20 protein-coding genes and 1 tRNA gene are annotated in these 18386 nt (G+C 63.4%); 9 read left to right on the top strand and 12 right to left on the bottom strand.

What is annotated here, in order from left to right; genetic code table 11:
• The first annotated feature begins 141 nt into the window (after positions 1–141).
• A complete protein-coding gene (locus AC2FLM_RS02585) occupies positions 142–921 on the top strand; it encodes a hypothetical protein (RefSeq protein ID WP_496855331.1) in 780 nt (259 codons plus the stop codon).
• A gap of 7 nt (positions 922–928) precedes the next feature.
• On the opposite strand, the gene AC2FLM_RS02580 is transcribed toward AC2FLM_RS02585, so the two are convergent.
• On the bottom strand, positions 929–1480 hold the full coding sequence (locus AC2FLM_RS02580; RefSeq protein ID WP_496855329.1) for a hypothetical protein: 552 nt from the start codon (positions 1478–1480) through the stop codon (positions 929–931).
• 94 nt (positions 1481–1574) lie between these two features.
• Here AC2FLM_RS02580 and AC2FLM_RS02575 point away from each other — a divergent pair, with 94 nt between their 5' ends.
• Both AC2FLM_RS02575 and AC2FLM_RS02570 read left to right on the top strand, forming a co-directional pair.
• On the top strand, positions 1575–1805 hold the full coding sequence (locus AC2FLM_RS02575; RefSeq protein ID WP_111775417.1) for a hypothetical protein: 231 nt from the start codon (positions 1575–1577) through the stop codon (positions 1803–1805).
• The gene (locus AC2FLM_RS02570; protein WP_111775416.1) at positions 1802–2020 is read left to right on the top strand and encodes a hypothetical protein; all 219 of its coding nucleotides are present in this window, start codon (positions 1802–1804) and stop codon (positions 2018–2020) included. Before AC2FLM_RS02575 ends, AC2FLM_RS02570 begins: the two co-directional genes overlap by 4 nt.
• 97 nt (positions 2021–2117) lie before the next feature.
• Here AC2FLM_RS02570 and AC2FLM_RS02565 read toward each other — a convergent pair.
• The 6 genes from AC2FLM_RS02565 to guaA form a co-directional block, all read right to left on the bottom strand.
• Positions 2118–2192 (bottom strand) — tRNA-Asn (locus AC2FLM_RS02565).
• A gap of 78 nt (positions 2193–2270) precedes the next feature.
• On the bottom strand, positions 2271–3137 hold the full coding sequence (locus AC2FLM_RS02560; protein ID WP_496855326.1) for an ATPase: 867 nt from the start codon (positions 3135–3137) through the stop codon (positions 2271–2273).
• Positions 3138–3190: 53 nt separating this feature from the next.
• Positions 3191–4090, bottom strand: coding sequence for a DMT family transporter (locus AC2FLM_RS02555; protein ID WP_496855324.1), 900 nt, complete (start codon positions 4088–4090; stop codon positions 3191–3193).
• A 53-nt stretch (positions 4091–4143) separates the two neighbouring features.
• Positions 4144–5259, bottom strand: a complete 1116-nt coding sequence (locus tag AC2FLM_RS02550) for an OmpP1/FadL family transporter (protein ID WP_496855322.1) — start codon at positions 5257–5259, stop codon at positions 4144–4146.
• A gap of 137 nt (positions 5260–5396) precedes the next feature.
• Positions 5397–6263 carry a DMT family transporter gene (locus AC2FLM_RS02545; RefSeq protein ID WP_234136897.1) on the bottom strand — a complete coding sequence of 289 codons (867 nt, stop codon included), beginning with the start codon at positions 6261–6263 and terminating at the stop codon, positions 5397–5399.
• A gap of 33 nt (positions 6264–6296) precedes the next feature.
• The gene (guaA, locus tag AC2FLM_RS02540; RefSeq protein WP_496855318.1) at positions 6297–7856 is read right to left on the bottom strand and encodes a glutamine-hydrolyzing GMP synthase; all 1560 of its coding nucleotides are present in this window, start codon (positions 7854–7856) and stop codon (positions 6297–6299) included.
• Positions 7857–8092: 236 nt separating this feature from the next.
• On the opposite strand from guaA, the gene AC2FLM_RS02535 reads away from it, so the two are divergent.
• Entirely contained in the window at positions 8093–9637 is a 1545-nt protein-coding gene (locus AC2FLM_RS02535; RefSeq protein WP_234136895.1) for a trimethylamine methyltransferase family protein, read from the top strand.
• 1 nt (position 9638) lies between these two features.
• On the opposite strand, the gene AC2FLM_RS02530 is transcribed toward AC2FLM_RS02535, so the two are convergent.
• The gene (locus AC2FLM_RS02530; protein ID WP_496855316.1) at positions 9639–9938 is read right to left on the bottom strand and encodes a DUF6477 family protein; all 300 of its coding nucleotides are present in this window, start codon (positions 9936–9938) and stop codon (positions 9639–9641) included.
• Between the two features lie 242 nt (positions 9939–10180).
• Between AC2FLM_RS02530 and AC2FLM_RS02525 the strand changes: the two genes are divergently transcribed.
• Both AC2FLM_RS02525 and AC2FLM_RS02520 read left to right on the top strand, forming a co-directional pair.
• Positions 10181–11335: a DUF6456 domain-containing protein gene (locus tag AC2FLM_RS02525; protein WP_496855314.1), complete on the top strand. Its 1155-nt coding sequence runs from the start codon at positions 10181–10183 to the stop codon at positions 11333–11335.
• A 41-nt stretch (positions 11336–11376) separates the two neighbouring features.
• The gene (locus tag AC2FLM_RS02520; RefSeq protein WP_496855312.1) at positions 11377–12339 is read left to right on the top strand and encodes a hydrogen peroxide-inducible genes activator; all 963 of its coding nucleotides are present in this window, start codon (positions 11377–11379) and stop codon (positions 12337–12339) included.
• Here AC2FLM_RS02520 and AC2FLM_RS02515 read toward each other — a convergent pair.
• On the bottom strand, positions 12336–12971 hold the full coding sequence (locus AC2FLM_RS02515; RefSeq protein WP_234136890.1) for an aquaporin: 636 nt from the start codon (positions 12969–12971) through the stop codon (positions 12336–12338). The genes AC2FLM_RS02520 and AC2FLM_RS02515 overlap by 4 nt on opposite strands.
• A 155-nt stretch (positions 12972–13126) precedes the next feature.
• Positions 13127–13675: a peroxiredoxin gene (locus AC2FLM_RS02510; protein ID WP_496855310.1), complete on the bottom strand. Its 549-nt coding sequence runs from the start codon at positions 13673–13675 to the stop codon at positions 13127–13129.
• A 197-nt stretch (positions 13676–13872) separates the two neighbouring features.
• Here AC2FLM_RS02510 and lipA point away from each other — a divergent pair, with 197 nt between their 5' ends.
• Both lipA and AC2FLM_RS02500 read left to right on the top strand, forming a co-directional pair.
• The gene (gene lipA / locus AC2FLM_RS02505) at positions 13873–14823 is read left to right on the top strand and encodes a lipoyl synthase (protein ID WP_234136888.1); all 951 of its coding nucleotides are present in this window, start codon (positions 13873–13875) and stop codon (positions 14821–14823) included.
• On the top strand, positions 14820–15992 hold the full coding sequence (locus tag AC2FLM_RS02500) for an amidohydrolase (protein ID WP_496855307.1): 1173 nt from the start codon (positions 14820–14822) through the stop codon (positions 15990–15992). Before lipA ends, AC2FLM_RS02500 begins: the two co-directional genes overlap by 4 nt.
• Here AC2FLM_RS02500 and AC2FLM_RS02495 read toward each other — a convergent pair.
• Both AC2FLM_RS02495 and AC2FLM_RS02490 read right to left on the bottom strand, forming a co-directional pair.
• A complete protein-coding gene (locus AC2FLM_RS02495; RefSeq protein WP_496855305.1) occupies positions 15970–16854 on the bottom strand; it encodes a c-type cytochrome in 885 nt (294 codons plus the stop codon). The two genes, AC2FLM_RS02500 and AC2FLM_RS02495, sit on opposite strands and share 23 nt — an antisense overlap.
• Positions 16855–16912: 58 nt before the next feature.
• Entirely contained in the window at positions 16913–17389 is a 477-nt protein-coding gene (locus tag AC2FLM_RS02490) for a c-type cytochrome (RefSeq protein WP_234136886.1), read from the bottom strand.
• Positions 17390–17489: 100 nt separating this feature from the next.
• Here AC2FLM_RS02490 and AC2FLM_RS02485 point away from each other — a divergent pair, with 100 nt between their 5' ends.
• Positions 17490–18350 (top strand): LysR family transcriptional regulator, encoded by an 861-nt coding sequence (locus AC2FLM_RS02485; RefSeq protein WP_496855303.1) that lies wholly within the window; start codon positions 17490–17492, stop codon positions 18348–18350.
• Positions 18351–18386: the final 36 nt, after the last annotated feature.

Below are 18386 nucleotides of genomic sequence, written 5' to 3'. Positions count from 1 at the left end.
AGGTTGCTCATCATTCAGGTCTCCTTGCGAGCCCTGAATCACGGCAGATGACCAAAATCAATGGGTCTGGAGCCTAATCACTGGGGGCCGGAGGAGTTCGTTCAAGACCTCGCGTTGTCCCGGTATCGCAACACAGGAGACTTGCTCAAGCAGATCACCGAGGCTGCAAATGATCCAGCTTCATACGCCGAAAAAATCAAAGATTTGGCGAGCCGCATTGATGCTGGAAAGAAGGAAGCACTTGCCGAGTATGTCATCCATCGAAAGAGCATTATTGAGCTACTCGACGCGGCTCGAAAATTCGACGACTCGAAGAAGCGTGGTTCTGAGGATGAGGTTCATTCTCTGATATTTCGGCGGTTCAGCGACAGTGTAGATGTTGAGTATTTCCAGCATAACCTTTGGCTGATCGACGACGCCCTTGCTTTCTTACCTTATGTGTCGAGTGATCGAACAATGCACGGTGGCGGGCGCAAAAAAGGCGACAAGGTCACGGACCTTTTGTTTTATGACGATACGATGGTTTTGGGTGACGAAGATGGCACCACTTTGACTATCGTTGAGTTCAAGAAGCCGAGCCGTGACGACTACAGCTTTGGCCCAGCCAAATCTGATCCGGTGACGCAGGTCATCGACACACTGGAAAAGGCAATTGCTGCTGGCGGCATCACTCGAACAGATGGTGCCCACATGTCGTTTGAGCGGGTTGCACGCCGCAGCGCCTTTATTATCGCTGATTTGACTCCGAGTTTGATCAAAGTCCTAAAACGTCACAATTTTCAGAACCCCCACGACCCCAAGATTTGGACGCAGTATTTCGACAATGGCGAAATTTTTATTCAAGCGTTTGGGTATGACACCTTGGTGTCTATGGCTAAGAAGCGAAACCAAGCCTTCAGCAAAGTCCTGCTGGATGATTGAAGGTGCCTTAACCTAATTTTTTCGCGGCCTTCTGCCCTTTGCGATACCATTCAATGACGGTATCAACCTGCACGCTGCGGTCGCCGTCCATGTATTCCTCGATGTAGCGCACCGCGCCAGCCTTTCGCCCGCTAACCACCGGGCCACCGGGTCGATCAGGGTCGATCCACGCGCTGATGATCGCATAGACGGATTCCGGGTGATGCTTTGGCCATTGTTCACCCACCAAGCCAAGTGCTGCGTGAGCAGAGACGGGTGGCAAGCTGCCAAGCGGTCCAAGGTCTGCAAGAATCTTGCCAGCCACATCGCGGAGGTAGGCTGACACCCAATTCGGCAATGGCTGTGCAGGATCGTGCCTTTCAAGATGCTCCCAAGCTCGAAACGCGGCCTCCCGTGTGTAGCGGCGAGACAGCACGCCTTTGTCGTCCCTGCCTGTTGGTGCGCCGGTAGCATCGTCGCTGTCCAAAGGCCTTTCAGGCTGGAAGTCTTCGAGTTCCTTCTCGAACGCGGCACGCTCTTGGGGCGTCAGCTTGTTGGGTTCGCGCCCCTGTCGCCCCATATCGCGTGCCCCTTCCTTCGTGCCAGTTGTTGGTCAAGCTACAGCTCAAGCGGACTGTAGTGAACACAATGGCAAAATGAAAGGAACGCCATCAATGAAAGAATATTCCCTGACAAGCATTCGAAAGGCCATGGCCGTGGCTGACGCCGCAGAAGATTGGGGTGAGGCCACATTGGAACTCAACGGCTATTCGTTCAACCTGACCGACACCGGCGACCTTCAACTGCTGGAGATCGTCATGCAACACGAAGCGTCCGCCGACAAAGTTTGCGATCTGCTTAGTACACTGAGTGCAGTCGTTAAGTATTACGAGGTGGCGGCATGAACCACGATCAGACCTGCACGAGGGCGAAGCTACGCGACCAACTGCAAGAGACGTTGCGTGACCGAGATGCGTTCCATGGCAAGCCGACGCAACGGCTCGCTGCACAGATCGCAGCACAGTTGATCGACCAAGAGCGGCAGTCGCCGTGGGCGCTCTGCCATACCATCGAGCAAATCGACGTTCTGCGCCGCCGCCTTGCCACAGCGAAGGTGTGAACCGCCTAATGTTGTAGAGTTGTTGCAGAGCCTACCAAAAACGACAAAAGCCGCCCTTCGGGGCGGCCTTTATCGTGTTGTAATCTCAATGAGATTTTGGCTCCGGCGGTAGGGATCGAACCTACGACCAATTGATTAACAGTCAACTGCTCTACCGCTGAGCTACGCCGGAACGGTTCGCGTCGTATAGCAATCCCGATTCACATCGTCCAGAGGGGGAAAAGAAAATTCGCAGAATTTTCTCGGGCGTTTAGCGGGGGCGGCTTTCCAGGGCGGATTCGATCAGCGTGTCGAAATCGGTGGCGTCGCGGATGCTGCCGATCTGTTCGGCGGTGACGGTAATTCCCCAGTTGTCGGCCATGGCGCGATAGCGGGGTTGGCGATGCGCCAGCGCCTGCGCATAAGTCCAGCGAATGAATGCGTCTGGGTCGACCTCGTCCGGGGCGCAATCGTTTTCGACCAGATAGGTATCCCAAACTCGGGACAGGAATTCCGGCTGATAGGACATCGGTTTCGGCGCCTTGTCGAAACGGCGGATCAGCTCGGCGGTATGCGCCTCGGACCCTTCGATCCAGATCATCAGCGTGTGCTTGGACAATTCGTTCAAGACCTGATCGCGCGGATCCTCGGGGTCGACCCATTCGCAGATCGACCCACCGGTATCGCAGATGAAATGCGGATAGCCATAGAGACGCTGCGCCCGGTCGATGAAATACTCGGTGTCGAGCAGGGCATAGATCTCGGCATGGCGGAACTGGTCCTGGCGGCGGCGGTATTCGGCTATGGGCAGGCCGCCTTTGCCGGGCGCGCCGGGCTTGCCCAGATAGGTCGAGACCGGGGTCAGGTTCTCGAATGAGATGTTCGAGCCGATATAGATCGAATCCGACATCAGGAGATCGCGCAGGAAGGGCACCTTCATTGCCTCGGCCTTGGCATTGTCGGTGATGAACTCGCCCATGTAGCGGGTGCCGATGCGGTAATCGATCGAGTAGTGGAACCAGTCGCCATTGTCGCGCAACCGGTTCGACACATGGGTCTTGCCCAGGCCCGACATGCCGAAAAAGAGCACTTTCTTGCGGCTGGCCTCGCGCCAGTCCCGAGCCGAGCCGTAGATCATCCCGCCCTCATCCTTGCTGTTCTGGCCCTTGCTAATGGGCGCGGCGGGCGGGGTCAATCGTGGCGGCGCGGGCGGCGGTTCAGCACCATCAGGCCAAGGGCCAGCAGGGCAAGGCCGCCAAAGGCATTGGCCGGCAGCGCCTCGGATCGTATCCAGGCACCCAGGCCAATAGCCACCGGCGGGATTACCAGCGTGACCAGCATCAGGTTCCCCGCACCCGCCATCGCCAGCACCCGGTAGTAAAGCAGATAGGCCCCCGCCGTGGCGACCAGCGCGTAATATCCGATCGCCGCCCAGGTCACCGGTTGCAGCGACAGGGTGACCGGCCCGTCGATCAGCAGCGCGGCAGGCAACAGGATCAGGCTCGACCCGGTCAACATTCCGGCAGCGGCCAGTTGCGGCGGCAACCCGCTCAGCCGGGCGCGCGCCCAGGCCCCGGCCAGTGCATAGGAAAGCGTGCCCGCCAGCACTGCCAGCTGCGCGGTCGAGCGCGGGTCGAACCGGGTCAGATGCTCTGGCCCGATGGTCACCACCACGCCGGCAAAGCCGATGCTCACCCCCAGCAGGCGCCGGGGCGTCAACCGCTCGTCGGCAAAGACCGCTGCCGCGACCAGCACGCCAAAGATCGCGGTGCTGGCATTCAGGATCGAGGTGAGCCCGGTCTCGATATGCAGCTGGCCCCAGGCCATCAGGCCAAAGGGGATCACGTTGTTCAAAAGCCCCATCACCAGAAAGGCGCCCCAGATGCGGGGATCGCGCGGCAGCGCGATGCGGCTGGCCCAGACCACCAGCCACAACAGCAGGGCGGCCCAGAACGTCCGGTGCAGCACTGCCGTGACCACCGGCACCTCGTCCAGTGCGATGCGGATCGCCAGGAAGGACGCGCCCCAAATCAGGCCAAGCAGCAAAAGCTCGGCCCAGGCGCGGGGGGACAGGGTTTTCTGATCGCTCATGCCCTGTTGTGCCCGACCCCGCGCCCCGGCGCGACCCGTTTCCTGCGCCTTGTTCAGTTCAGCGCATAGGTGATCTGGAACCCGACGCTCCAGGCGCTGTTGTCGGTAAAGCGGGCGCCGTTGTTGGTAGTGGCATCGCCCAGATCGGTATAGCGCACGCCGCCCGAAATCTTGGCCTTGTCCAGCGAATAGGTGCCGCCCAGTCCGACGCTCCAGAACCCGTCGGTGGGGCCGAGATCGGACAGGCTGTCGCCCGATCGCCGTTCGTATCCCAGCGTCACCGCGCCCGAGAAAGCCTCGGAGAATTTCCGCCCGATGCCCAGCGAATAGGTCACCGTATCGCTGTCATAGTCGACCAGGTTGCTAAGCGGCGGATAGTTGGGCGGGTTATAGACCAGTGCGGTCCAGTCGACCCAGCGCACGCTGCCAAAGAGAAGCGTGTCGGCGGCGATGCCGGTCTGGAAATCCAGGTTCACCGATTGCGGCGTGCTGATCGTGCTGGTCGAGGGCAGGGTGGCCACGAAGCCCGGCGGCGCAGGCGGCGGCGGGTTCAGGCTCTCGCTTTGTTGCAGGGTATGGTCGATGGCCGAATTGTAGGTCAGCGCCACCCGGGCGGCGATATCGGGCCGCTCCCATGCGACGCCCACGACATAGCCGTAATCGACCGGGCTGTCGGTGGTCACGCTATATCCGGCAGCGGCGGGAACGGTGACGCTGGCCTCGGCCCGCTGGGCGCGCAAGCCGCCGATCACGCTCAGCCCCCGGTCAAAGCGATAGCGGAACACGGCGGTCAGTGCGTCGGTATCGGCCTTGGCCCTGAGCACATCGCGACGCCCGCCCGGAACCGGGTTTTGCGATAGCGGATAGGCGGCGTCATAGGTGATGTCGGCGCCAAAGGGCTGGTCATAGATCAGCGCGAAATCCAGGCGGTCGGTCAGCGCTTTCTTATAGGCGAAATGCGGCAGGACAAAGCTGTTGGCCACATTGCCCGAGGGGACACCGCCCAGGCTGCCGCTGACGCGGGGGTCGGTCCAGCCGAGGCGAAACTGGACCGCATCGCCCTCTTCAAAGAGGATGTTGATGCCCTGGCCTGACCGGTCAAGGCCGCCCGCCTGTGCCGCCACCGTCAGGGTGCACAAAACCAGCGCACCCGAAAGCGCGTATCTCATTGATCTCTCCCAGATATCTCCGCCCCGCGCAGTTGAGTGACTGCGGGGATTTCCCATTGTGGTGAGATCAAGTTATGGGGGTGTACAGATCGGTCAACTCTTGACGATGGGTCAGCTCGCGCCGGATTGAGAGAGCGTTACCGCGCCGTGTTCCGGGTCTCGGCAAGGATATTGAGGTAGTTGCCGGCAAAGATCACCGCAGCGCCGACGAAAACCCAGATATCCAGTGCCTCGCCATAGAGCAGCATGCCGACCACGGCGATGGTGGGCAGGCGGGCAAAGTCGATGGGCACGACCACGGTGGCGGGGGCAATGGCGAGCGCGTTGGTGATGCAGAAATGCGCCAGCAGACCGGCCAGTCCCACCAGCACCAGATAGGGCGCGGTGCCGAGCGTGGGCAGTGCAATCTGACCGTCATGGCCCGAGGCCACCAGCCCCAGCACCGCCTGCATGATCGTCAGCCAGAACATGATGCAGCCGATACTGGCAAGCCGTGTGAGCTTTTTCGTGGAAATCGTTGTCATGGCGAAGAAAATCGCCGACAAGGCCGCCGTGACAATGCCGATATTGAGACTGCTGGCACCGGGACGGGCGACGATCAGGATACCGATGAACCCGATGACCGCCGCGGCCACCCGCACCCGTGTCATCCGTTCACCCAAAAGCAGCGGTGACAGCAGAATAACCCAAAGCGGCTGGGTGAATTCCAGCGCAAAGACCTGCGCCAGCGGGATCACGGTGACGGCAAAGAACCACAGGTTCTGGCCGGTGAAATGCACCGCATTGCGCAGCGCATGCAGACCCAGTGCGCGGGTGCTGACCTGATGCCATTTACCGCTGAAGGTGAGCGCCAGTGACACCACCAGCACGCCCACAAAGCTGCGATACATCATGATTTCGAATGTATCATGCACCGCGCTCAACTCGCGCCCGGCCACCGCCATCGCCGAGAAAGAGGCGATGGCACCGGTCATCCAAAGCGCGGCGCGGGCGATGGGGCTCATGCCGCTATCGGGCAGGCCGCGTGGGGGTCATGGTCACTCCCACTCGATGGTTCCCGGAGGTTTCGAGGTGATGTCATAGGTGCAGCGGTTGATGCCCTTGACCTCGTTGATGATCCGGGTCGCCGTTTCGCCCAGGAATTCGTGGCTGAACGGGTAATAATCGGCGGTCATGCCATCGACCGACGTCACCGCCCGCAGGGCGCAGGCATAATCATATGTGCGCCCGTCGCCCATTACACCGACGGTGCGGACCGGCAGAATCGCCACGAAGGCCTGCCAGATCTCGTCATAGAGCCCGTGCTTGCGGATCTGATCGATATAGATCGCGTCGGCCTCGCGCAGGATCTCCAGCTTTTCGCGGGTGATCTCGCCGGGGCAGCGGATGGCCAGGCCCGGCCCGGGAAAGGGGTGCCGACCGATGAACGACTGGGGCAGGCCCAGCTCGCGGCCCAGCGCGCGGACCTCGTCCTTGAACAGCTCGCGCAGCGGCTCGACCAGTTTCAGGCCCATCTTTTCCGGCAAGCCGCCCACATTGTGGTGGCTCTTGATCGTCACCGAGGGGCCACCCGAGAAGCTGACCGATTCGATCACGTCGGGGTAGAGCGTGCCCTGGGCCAGGAACTCGGCGCCCTCGATGGTGTCGGCATGTTTCTGGAACACGTCGATGAAGAGTTTGCCGATGATCTTGCGCTTGGTCTCCGGGTCGGACTGGCCGTCAAGCTCGCCCAGGAACAGGTCGGATTCGTCGGCATGGATGAGCTGGATGTTGTAGTTGTCGCGGAACATGCCGACGACCTCGGCCGCCTCGTTCTTGCGCAACAGCCCGTGATCGACAAAGACGCAGGTGAGCTGGTCGCCGATCGCCTCGTGAATGAGGATCGCGGCGACCGAACTGTCGACACCGCCCGAGAGGCCGCAGATGACCTTTTTGTCGCCCACCTGCTCGCGGATCTTGCGGATCATTTCCTCGCGATAGGCGCCCATGGTCCAGTCGCCCTTGAACCCCGCCAGGCGCACGAAATTCTCGTAGAGCTTTGCCCCATTGGGGGTGTGGTGCACCTCGGGGTGGAACTGAACCGCGTAGAAATGCCGGTTGGTGTCGGCGGTGATGGCAAAGGGCGCGCCGGGCGAGGTGCCGTAGACCTCGAACCCGGGGGCGATTTCGGCCACGTGGTCGCCATGGCTCATCCAGACCTGTTCGCGGCCGTCGGCGAACCAGCCGTCGAGAATGTCGAGCGTGCCCTTGGGCGTGACATAGGCGCGGCCGAATTCCGCGGTGCCGTGGCCGGATTCGACGCGGCCGCCGAGCTGGGTCATCATCGTTTGCTGGCCATAGCAGATCCCCAGGATCGGCACGCCATAGTCAAAGATCTCCTGCGGTGCGCGGGGGCTGCCCTCGCGCGTGACGCTGTCGGGTCCGCCCGAGAAGATCACCGCCCGTGGCGCCATCTCGCGCACGAAGTCCATGGTGACATTCTGATAGGGGTGGATTTCGCAATAGACGTTCAGCTCGCGCAGGCGGCGGGCGATCAGCTGCGTTACCTGGCTGCCGAAGTCGATGATCAGAAGGCGGTCGTGGGATGTCTGGCTCATGTCAGGCTCTTAGGGCGCGGTCTGGCATTGCGCAAGAGGTGGCGCCGGAAAACGGCGCGTTTTCCGGGCCGTTTTCCATATGGAAAACGGTGCCGCGCCGGATCAGCGTGGCGCGCTGTCGCTCAAAGGCGCGTTACATGTCGCTTTTCCCCCCAGAGCGCCGCAATCCACGTTCGAAATCGGCAAGCGCCTGATAAAAGACAGTCCACGCTAACCAATCACCCAGGGGATCAACCATGGAAGAGGCAATGACCCGGCGGCGCGCCCGGGGCGGCGGTGGTGCCGCCCGCCGTGCCGAACGCTCGGCGGTTGTGATCGAGACCGCCAAATATATCGAACGTAACATCCCCAATTTCGAGGTGCTCAACGAAGAGGCGCTCGAAATCATCGAGGCGAATGCCGAGACGGTGCTGGCCGAGATCGGTGTCAACTTCGTGAACAACCCCGCCGCACTGGAGCGCTGGCGCGCGGCCGGGGCCGAGGTCGAGGACGAGCGCGTGCGCATCCCCCGCGGGCTGGCGCGCAAGCTTTGCTCCACCGCCCCCAGCCAGTTCACCCAGCATGCCCGTAATCCCGAGAAATCGGTGGTTATCGGCGGTCGCAATCTGGTTCTGGCACCGGTCTATGGCCCGCCCTTCGTGCGCGACGCCCAGGGCGGACGCCGCTATGCGACCATGGCCGATTTCGAGAAATTCGTGAAGCTGGCCTATATGTCGAAATGGCTGCACCATTCCGGCGGCACCGTGTGCGAGCCCACCGACATTCCGGTGAACAAGCGTCACCTGGACATGCTGATGGCGCATATGACATTGAGCGACAAGCCGTTCATGGGGTCTGTCACCGCGCCGGAACGGGCGCAGGATTCGGTCGAGATGTGCGAGATCCTGTTCGGCAAGGAGTTCGTGCGCGACAACACGGTGATGACCTCGCTGGTCAACATCAACTCGCCGATGACCTTCGACGACATCATGATGGGCGCGCTCGAGGTCTATGCGGCCAGCAACCAGGCCTGCATCATCTCTCCGTTCATCGTCGGCGGCGCGATGGCGCCGGTGTCGGTGGCCGGTACGCTGACCCAGGTTCTGGCCGAGGTTCTGGCCGGTGTCGCCTATAGCCAGTTGATCCGTCCAGGCGCGCCGGTGATCTTTGGTGCCTTCGTGTCGTCGATCGACATGAATTCGGGCGCGCCCACCTTTGGTACGCCCGAGGCAAGCCTCGTCACCTATGGCGCCGGTCAGCTGGCGCGGCGTCTGGGCCTGCCGTTCCGCTCGGCGGGGTCGTTCTGCGGCTCGAAACTGCCTGATGCGCAGGCGGCCTATGAAACCGCCAACTCGCTCAACATGGGGCTGCTCTCGGGCGTGAACTTCATGCTGCATGCCTGCGGCTGGCTCGAAGGTGGCCTGGTGGCGGATTTCGAGAAATTCGTCATGGATGCCGATCAGTTGGGCGCATTGCACGGGTTGGCCAAGGGCGTTCCCGTCGATGCCGAGCATCAGGCGATGGGCGCAATCCGCGAGGTGGGGCCGGGCGGACACTACCTTGGCTGTGCCCATACCCAGGCCAATTTCAAATCCGCCTTCTGGAAATCCGAACTGCTCGACTACAAGCCGTTCGAAACCTGGGAGGAAGAGGGCGCGCGCGACACCTATGCGCTGGCCTCGGGCCGGGTCGAGAAACTGCTGGGGGCTTATCAGCAGCCCGCACTCGACCCCGAGATCGCCGGTGCGCTGGCGGCCTATGTGGCCGAGAAGAAGGCCTCGATGCCCGACGCCTTCATGTAAATTACGCGTCTTGCGGGGCGTGGCTGGACTGCACCAGCTGCGCCTCGCCCATCATGGCGATCAGCAGGTCCACGTGCCGGGGCAGCGAATATCCCGCATCCTCTGCGCGCCGCTGCTCGTCCAGAACCCTTTCCAGCTCCATCAGCCGCATCAGCGCCGCCGCCGGGCGCGGCAGCTTGCCGTATCCAAGGATACGTTGCAGGTGGCGGTCGCGGTTGTATTCCGCCTGGCCAAAGCGTGCGGCGCGGATCAGCAGGCGCGGGCGGCGCAGTTGCGATACCATGGACATCAGGTCCTGCATGACGTTTCCTTTCCCTAAACGATGTTCGCCACATTTCTGCCACAACCAATGCGGGTGTTGCTTTGATTTGTAAACTACCGTGCGCTGAATTTAGAACTGTTTATTCTTTCGAAACAATGATGGGCTGATCAGCAGATATCTTAACGAACAAGTAACCAATGCAACCATAAGGTGTGTGCGCAACTCGGGGGATAACTGCTGGATAAAAGGGTCAGTCAATTTGCCTTTGAGGGTAGGACACGATGGGTAACTGGGCAGAAAACGCCGTCCCCGGCTGGGTTCCCGAAAGCGCGCAGCGCTATCTGGCTCATACCGAGGCGGGGTTCTCGATCCGGGATCTGGCGCGCGGGGCGGGGTGTCATGCCTCGACCGTGCTGCGTCAGATCCGGCGGGTTGAAATGCGGCGGGACGATCCCCTGGTGGACGCGGCGCTCGAGGCATTGGCGGCCACTCATTTCCCGCCGCTGAAACTCAGCAGATCGCCGGTTTCACGCGGTGGCGACAAGCCAGAGGATACCGCCCCGATGACGAAGCCCGCCCAACAGATCGAGGAGACCCCCGACGCCGCCACCTTTGACCTCGAGGCCACGCGTATCCTGCAGCGGCTATGCGAAAGCGGCGCGGTGCTGGCGGTGGCCGAGGATATGGACAAGGCCGTGGTGGTGCGCGACGACGGCAAGGGCGGCAATACCCGCACCGCCGTGGTCAGCTGCGCCATGGCGCAGGCGCTGGCGCTCAAGGACTGGATCGCCTGCGACAAGCCGGGCCGGATCAGCCGCTATTACCTGACCACCGCCGGGCGTGGCGCCCTGGGCCGGCTGCTGGCCGAGGCCGAGAACCGCGCCCGCGCCGCGCAGGACGGGTTCGCCGAGGCGCAAAGCCCCTTTGCGGCGCAACACCGGGTGATGGGGGAAAAAACCGTGGCGGGTGAGGCCGGTGAACGGCCGCGCCGGGTGCGTTACAACATGGCAGAAAGTCCCCTGATCGCGCTGGCCCGGCGCAAGGATCGTGATGGTCAGCCCTTTCTGGACGACACGCTTGTGCGCGCGGGCGAGCGGCTGCGCGAGGATTTCGAACTGGCGCAGATGGGTCCCAACATCGCGCAGAACTGGGACCGGTTCCTGACCGGCGGCGCGCGGGGCGGCTTTCAGCCCGACAGCGGTGTCGGTCACGGCCCCGAGGCTGCCCGCGACCGCGTGGCGCGCGCGCTGTCCGAACTGGGGCCGGGGCTGAGCGATGTGGCGCTGCGCTGCTGTTGCTACCTCGAAGGGCTGGAACTGGCCGAAAAACGCATGGGTTGGTCGGCGCGGTCCGGCAAGATCGTGCTGCGCATCGCCCTGCAACGGCTCAAGCGGCATTACGAGGAACAGAGCGGGCGCGACCGGCTGATCGGATAATCCCGGGTTGTTGCCGGGGGTGATTGCGATATGTTTCGCCTATGAGCTTCACCCTCCGGCAACTCCATTATTTCAAGGCCCTGGTCGAGCAGCGCAACTTTGGTCGCGCGGCCGAGGCCTGCCATGTCTCGCAGCCCGCGCTGTCGGTCCAGATCCGCGCACTCGAAGAGGTTCTGGGTGGACCGCTGGTCGAGCGGCGCGCTCGCGATGTGGTGTTGACGCCGCTCGGGCGCAGCGTGCTGCCACTTGTCGATCAGGCGCTGGCCAGTGCCGACCGGCTTGACCGGTTCGCGCGGGATCAGGCGGGCGCGGCAAGCCTGTCTCTGGGCCTCATCCCCACCATGGCGCCCTATCTGCTGCCCGGCGTGCTGGCGGAACTGAGGGCGCAGAACCTGTCGTTGCGGGTGCATGTGCGCGAAGCGCGCACCGAACAACTGTTGCAGGCGCTGCACAAGGGAGAGCTGGACGCGGCGGTACTGGCCCTGCCTGTGTCGCAGGCGGGGCTGACATCGGTCGAGCTGTTTCGCGACCGGTTCCTGCTGGCCGGGTCCGAGGCCCGTCTGGCGCGTCTGGCTCAGGGGGCCGAGGCGCCGCGCCCCACCGATCTGCAACCCGCGCAGTTGATGCTGCTTGAGGATGGCCATTGCCTGACCGATCAGGCGCTCGAGGTCTGTGGCCATGACCGGGCGGCGGCCGGGATCAACATGGGCGCCTCGTCGTTGGCCACGCTGTCAAGACTGGTGGCCGAGGGATTCGGTCTCACCCTGATGCCGGAACTGGCGGCGCGCTCGGAACTGGCTGCCGTGCCGGGGCTGCGGCTGCATCGGTTCCCGGCGCCCGAACCCGCCCGAACCGTGGGATTGGTGCGGCGCAGCTCGACCTATCGGGCGCGCTGGTTCGACGATCTGGAGCGGATCATCCGTCAGGTGGGCGAGGCGATCGTTTCGGAAACGCGCAAGGCCCCTCCGCCGCAACCGGCGGAAGGGCTGGGTGCCGCGGGCTAGGCGCGTGTCAGCCCGTTCTTGTGCAGGATACCAGCCAGAGCACCACCCGCCAGCGGCGCCACCAGGAACAGCCACAGCTGCGCCAATGCCGCTCCGTCGAACAGGTTGCTGGCAATGGACCGGGCCGGATTGACCGAGACACCGGTGATGGCGATGCCCGCGATATGGATCAATGTCAGGGTCAGGCCGATGGCCAGCCCGGCCACCGGGGTCGCATGCCCGTCCTGGGTCGCGCCAAGGATCACGGTCACAAAGAGGAAGGTCGCCACCACCTCGAAGATCAGCGCCGCCGCAAGCCCCTGCGGGCCGATCATGTTCTTGGCCATGGCCGGATCGCCGCTCATCGCGAGAATGACAAAGGCCGCCGCCAGCCCGCCCACGACCTGCGCCACCCAATAGCCGATCATCTCGGGCATCGACATCCGCCCGGCCATGAAGGCGCCGATGCTGACCGCCGGGTTCAGATGCGCGCCCGAGATCGGGCCGATCCCATAGGCCATGGCCACCACCGCCAGACCAAAGGACAGGCTGATACCCAGCGCGCCCACCTGATCGGCCATGAAGGTAATGGTCGAAAAACTCATGAAGACCAGCGTGAACGTGCCGATCACTTCTGCAATATTCTTTTTCATGTTCCCTCCCGTGGGGGTATTCCCCTGAATTGATATGCCGGCAGTCGCCGTGTCTTTTTGCCTTATGAAAAAAATCTAACTCACCAGACGGGAAAAAAGTCAAAAAAATACCCGCGCAAGTCGCGCGGGTATCGAGAAATGGTGGGGGCCAGGGGTCAGGCGGCGATTTCGCTATTCGCCGCGACCAGCCAATTCAACACGGTCTCGGGCGACGAGACGCCATAGGGGTCCTCGGGGCAGTTGTCCATCAGACCGGGTTCTTCGAACCAGGCCTCGATCTTGCCGTCATTGACAATGGCCGCATAGCGCCACGAGCGCATGCCGAAACCCAGATTGTCCTTGTCCACCAGCATGCCCATCTTGCGGGTGAATTCGCCCGAGCCATCGGGGATCACGGCGACGTTCTTCAGGCCCTGCGCCTCGGCCCATTTGTTCATCACAAAGCTGTCATTCACCGACATGCAATAGATCGCGTCGATGCCCTGGGCCTGGAAATCGCCAAAGCCGTTTTCGAAACCGGGCAGCTGGTAGGTCGAGCATGTGGGGGTGAAGGCGCCGGGCAGCGAAAAGAGCACCACGCGCTTGCCCGCGAAATAGTCGGCGGTGGTCATGTCCTGCCAACGATAGGGGTTCGGGCCAGCGACGGCCTCGTCGCGCACGCGAGTGCGGAAGGTGACATTGGGAAGGGATGCTCCGGTCTTCATCAGACGATCTCCTTGGAATTTCAATAGGTCGGGCGACGGTTAGAGCGATTCCAAACCGGCTTCAACCGGGGAAATGCTGCATGTGCAGCATCACGCCGCCCCGAGAATGCATGGCGGTCATGCAGCAGTGGCCTTACTTGTGACGCCGCGTTATGTTAGAGGGTGCCGCAACCGTTCCAGCCAAGGGAAACCGACCCGTGCGTGACCTGAAGATCCCCGAGCAGCGCCACCCTGAAAAGGCGCATCGCCCCGATCAGTCGCAACCCAAGAAACCGGACTGGATCCGGGTCAAGGCGCCGGGGGGCAAGGGCTATGCCGATACCCGCCGGATCATGCGCGACAACAACCTGGTCACCGTCTGTGAAGAGGCCGGATGCCCCAATGTCGGCGAATGCTGGAGCCAGGGCCACGCCACCATGATGATCATGGGCGAGATCTGTACACGCGGCTGCACCTTCTGCAACATCGCCACCGGGCGCCCCGATGCGCTGGACGCGTTCGAACCGGGCCGGGTGGCCCATGCGGTCGAGAAACTGGGCCTGAACCATGTGGTGATCACCAGCGTCGACCGCGACGACCTGGACGATGGCGGGGCCGAACATTTTGCCCAGACCATTCGCGCCATCCGGCATCGCAGCCCCTCGACCACGATCGAGATCCTGACGCCCGATTTCCTGAAATGCGCGCCCGAGGTTCTGGAGGTTGTGGTTGCGGCGAAACCGGATGTGTTCAACCACAATCTGGAAACCGTGCCGGGCCTGTACCCCGAGGTGCGCCCCGGCGCGCGCTATTTCCACTCGCTGCGCCTGCTCCAGCGGGTCAAGGAACTGGACCCGTCGATCTTTACCAAGTCGGGTATCATGGTCGGCCTGGGTGAGACCGAACAGCAGGTGCGCCAGGTGATGGACGACATGCGCGCCGCCGATATCGATTTCCTGACCATCGGCCAGTATCTGCAACCGACGCCGAAACACCACCGGGTCGACCGTTTCGTCACGCCCGAAGAATTCGCGTCTTATGAGAAAGCCGCCTATGGCAAGGGCTTCCTGATGGTCTCGGCAACGCCGCTGACGCGCTCGTCCTACCACGCGGGCGACGATTTTGCGCGCCTGCGGGACGCCCGGCAGAAGAAGCTCGGCCTGGCATGACGCCCGACGATCTGGCGCGGCTGACGGCGCTGCGCTATACGCTGCACCGCGCGCCCGAGATTTCGGGCGCCGAGGCGCACACCGCCGCCATGGTGGCGGGGCTTCTGCGCGAGATGGGCGCCGACCGGGTGCTGACCGGTCTGGGCGGTCACGGGGTGGTAGCGGTCTTTGACAGCGGCGTCGCGGGGCCCAGCGTTGGCGTGCGCTGCGAGCTGGACGCGCTGCCCATTCCCGAAGAGACCGGTGTGGCCCATGCCAGCGAAACGCCCGGTTCCGGGCATCTTTGCGGACATGACGGTCATATGGTCATCGTGCTGGCGGTGGGTGAGGCGCTGGCCGCGCGGCGCCCGGCACGCGGCCGGGCGATCCTCATTTTTCAACCGGCCGAGGAAACCGGCAAGGGCGCCATGGCGCTGCGGGCCGATCCGCGCTTCGCCGAGGTCGCGCCTGACACGGTGCTGTCCTTGCACAACCTGCCGGGATTGCCGCTGGGCACGGTCGAGCTTTGCGCGCGTGCGGCCAACTGTGCCTCTCGCGGGATGGCGATCCGGCTTCTTGGCAAAACCTCACATGCGGCGGCGCCGCAGGATGGGCTATCGCCCGCGGGTGTAATGGCCGCGCTGATGCCGCGGCTGGCGGCGCTGGGTCCGGGTGGGGCGCTGGACGATGGCTTTGCCTTGACCACGCTGACCCATGCCCGGTTGGGCGAGCCGACATTCGGTGTGGCACCGGGCGAAGGTGCGCTCTGGGTCACGTTGCGCACTGTCACCGATGCGCGCATGGCGGCGCTGGTGGGTGAGGCCGAGGCGTTGGTGCGCGCCCATGCGGAACCGGCCGGGCTGCGCGTCGAGATCGCTTATGACGATGTGTTCGAGGCCTGCACCAATCATCCCACCGCTGTCGATCTGCTAGCCGAATCCTGCCGCGCGGGGAATGTGCCGCTGCATCTGACGGAGCAGCCGCAGAAATTCTCGGAGGATTTCGGGCAATTCGGCAAGGGGGCCGAGGCCGCGATGCTGTGGCTGGGGGCGGGGAGCAACCATCCGCAGCTCCACAATCCCGACTATGATTTTCCCGATGCGCTGATCCCGGTGGGGGCCGGTCTCTTTGAACGCGCCCTGCGTGCGGTGCTGGGCTCCGGCCCGGTCAATTCGCAGGCAGCGCCTTGAGATAGGCGGCGATTGCGGCCCGATCCTCGGGCGGCAGTTGCGCGGTGTTCTGGATCACATCGGCCATGGCGCCGCCTGCGCTGTCGTAATCGGGGGTAAACCCGGTTTCCAGGTAATAGGCGATGTCCTCGGCGCTCCATTTCAGCGTCCCCGGCGTCAGGTCGGGAAAGCGGCCCTTGCTGCCGGGAATCGGTCCGCCGGTCAGCCATTTGTCGCGCTGCAACCCGCCCAACGCGTCACGCGGGGTGTGGCATTCGCCGCAATGTCCCAGCGCCTCGACCAGATAGCGCCCGCGCGCGATCTGGTTGTCGGCGGGGTCGGTCATCACCCAGCCTTTGCCCGTGTTGAGCTGTTTCCACATCCCCAGGCCCCGTCGGATGTTGAAAGGAAACCCCACGTCATGCGCCCGGCTGGGCGTGTCCGACACGGGCAGGGTGATCAGATAGGCATGAAGATCGGCGATATCGCCCAGTTCCGCATTGGCGTAGGAGACGAAGGGGAACGCGGGATAGTAATGCTGCCCCTCGGGCGAAGTGCCGTGTTGCATCGCATTGGCCAGGTCCAGCATACTCCAGCCGCCAATCCCATGTTCGGGCGAGGGCGAGATATTGGGCGCGTAGAAGGTGCCGAAGGGGCTGGCAAAGCCCTCGCCGCCGGCCAGAACCAGCTTGGTTTCACCCTCGGCGCCCGGCGCCGCATGGCACGAGGCGCAACCGGCGGCGGCAAAGACCAGCGCGCCACGGCTGGCATCGCCAGCAAGGCCGTCCGTCTTATCCTGGGCCAGCCGTTCGGGCCGCGTGAGCAGCCAGAAAGCCGCAAGCCCGGCGAGCGCCACGACAACAGCGATCCGCAAGAGCCGCATCCGCTCCTCCGTCTGATGAAATGTACCGGTCCCAGTCTAGCCGGGACCGGTGCGCGCGTCACTCTTCGGCGCGGAAGGGCTTGTGGCAGCCGCCGCATGAGGCGCCAACCGGGCCGATGGCCCCACGCAGCGCCTCAAGATCGGTGCCGGCGGCGGCCTGAAGGGCCGCGACCGCTTCACCCATCGCCTGCGACTTGGCGCCGATATCCGAATCGGCGGCCCAGATGGCGGGCAGGGCGCGGGTGCCCTCGACCGAGGCATTGTCCGACCCGGCGGGCCAGGCGGTGGGCATCCAGATCGACTTGGCTGCGGCCAGGTTGTTGGCGGCCTGCGCGGCGGCTTCGGCGTCGTATTCGGCCTCGCCCTTGGCCATGGCGCCAAGAATGCCCAGGTTGAAGGCATAGAGCGTCATCTGCGCCTGGCGGGCCTTGATTTCACGCGCGAATTCGCCCTGTGCGTGGCTACCGGCCAGGGCCAGCCCCCCCACGGCACACAGCGTGGCGGCGGCGATGGCGGTCTTGGTCTTTGCAAACATGTCCCGTCTCCGTTGCGAAAAAGATAATGACAACATCTCCAAGTGTACTTGTGTTAATCTTAGCGGATAGTCTGCATTTCTGGTTAAAGGGTCTTAAATCTTGCACAGATTGAACTGGGACGACCTGCAATTCGTGCTGGCGGTGGTCGAGGCGGGCAGTGTGGCGGGGGCGTCCCGGCAGATGGGGGTCAATCACGCCACCGTTCTGCGCCGGATCGCCGCCTTTGAGGAGAGTGTCGGCACCCAGGTGTTCGACCGGACCCCGCGTGGCTATGTTCTGAGACCCGATCGGTTGCGCCTGATCGCAGCGGCGCGTGAGGTGGGGCAGGCGGTGCAGTCGGTACACCAGCTGGCGCAGGGGCTGGACGCGCCCCTGGCCGGTCACGTGCGGGTGACCTCGACCGATACGCTGTGCCAGAGCCTGCTGCCCGAGATCCTCGCCGATCTGCACCAGAGTGCGGGGGAATTGCGGCTGTCGCTGATCTCGACCAACAGCCATCTGAACCTGTCGCGGCTCGAGGCCGAATTGACCCTGCGCCCGGCCCCGGTGCTGCCCGAGGGTTTGGTGGGCGAAAGCCCGGTCAGCATGGCCTTTGCAGCCTATGTGGCACCGGGTTGCACCACCGCGGGCTGGCTCGGCTTTGACGGAGCGATGCGGAGGTCGCGACCCTGGGCCTGGCTGGAACCGCAACTGGAACCTGGCGCGGCAATCGGATCGGCCGACAGTTTCCTGGTGCTGCGCGAGATGGTGGCGCAAGGGCTGGGCCGGGCCTTGCTGCCCTGTTTCATCGCCCGCAACGATCCCCGATTGGTACGGCTTGATGTCGGACTGCCACCCGAGACCGCAACCCCGATCTGGGTCGCCTGTCACGAGGAACTGGCCGATGTGCCGCGCCTGATCCGGGTCCGTGGCCTGCTTTGCCAGGCGCTGCGTGACCGGGCGGCGCAACTCGGCCCGTGAGCCGTGACCAAGAAAATTCGTCGAATTTTCTTGGCC

The sequence above is a fragment of the Ruegeria sp. SAZD011 genome (assembly GCF_059612545.1).
This window is presented reverse-complemented; position numbering and strand designations above follow the sequence as displayed.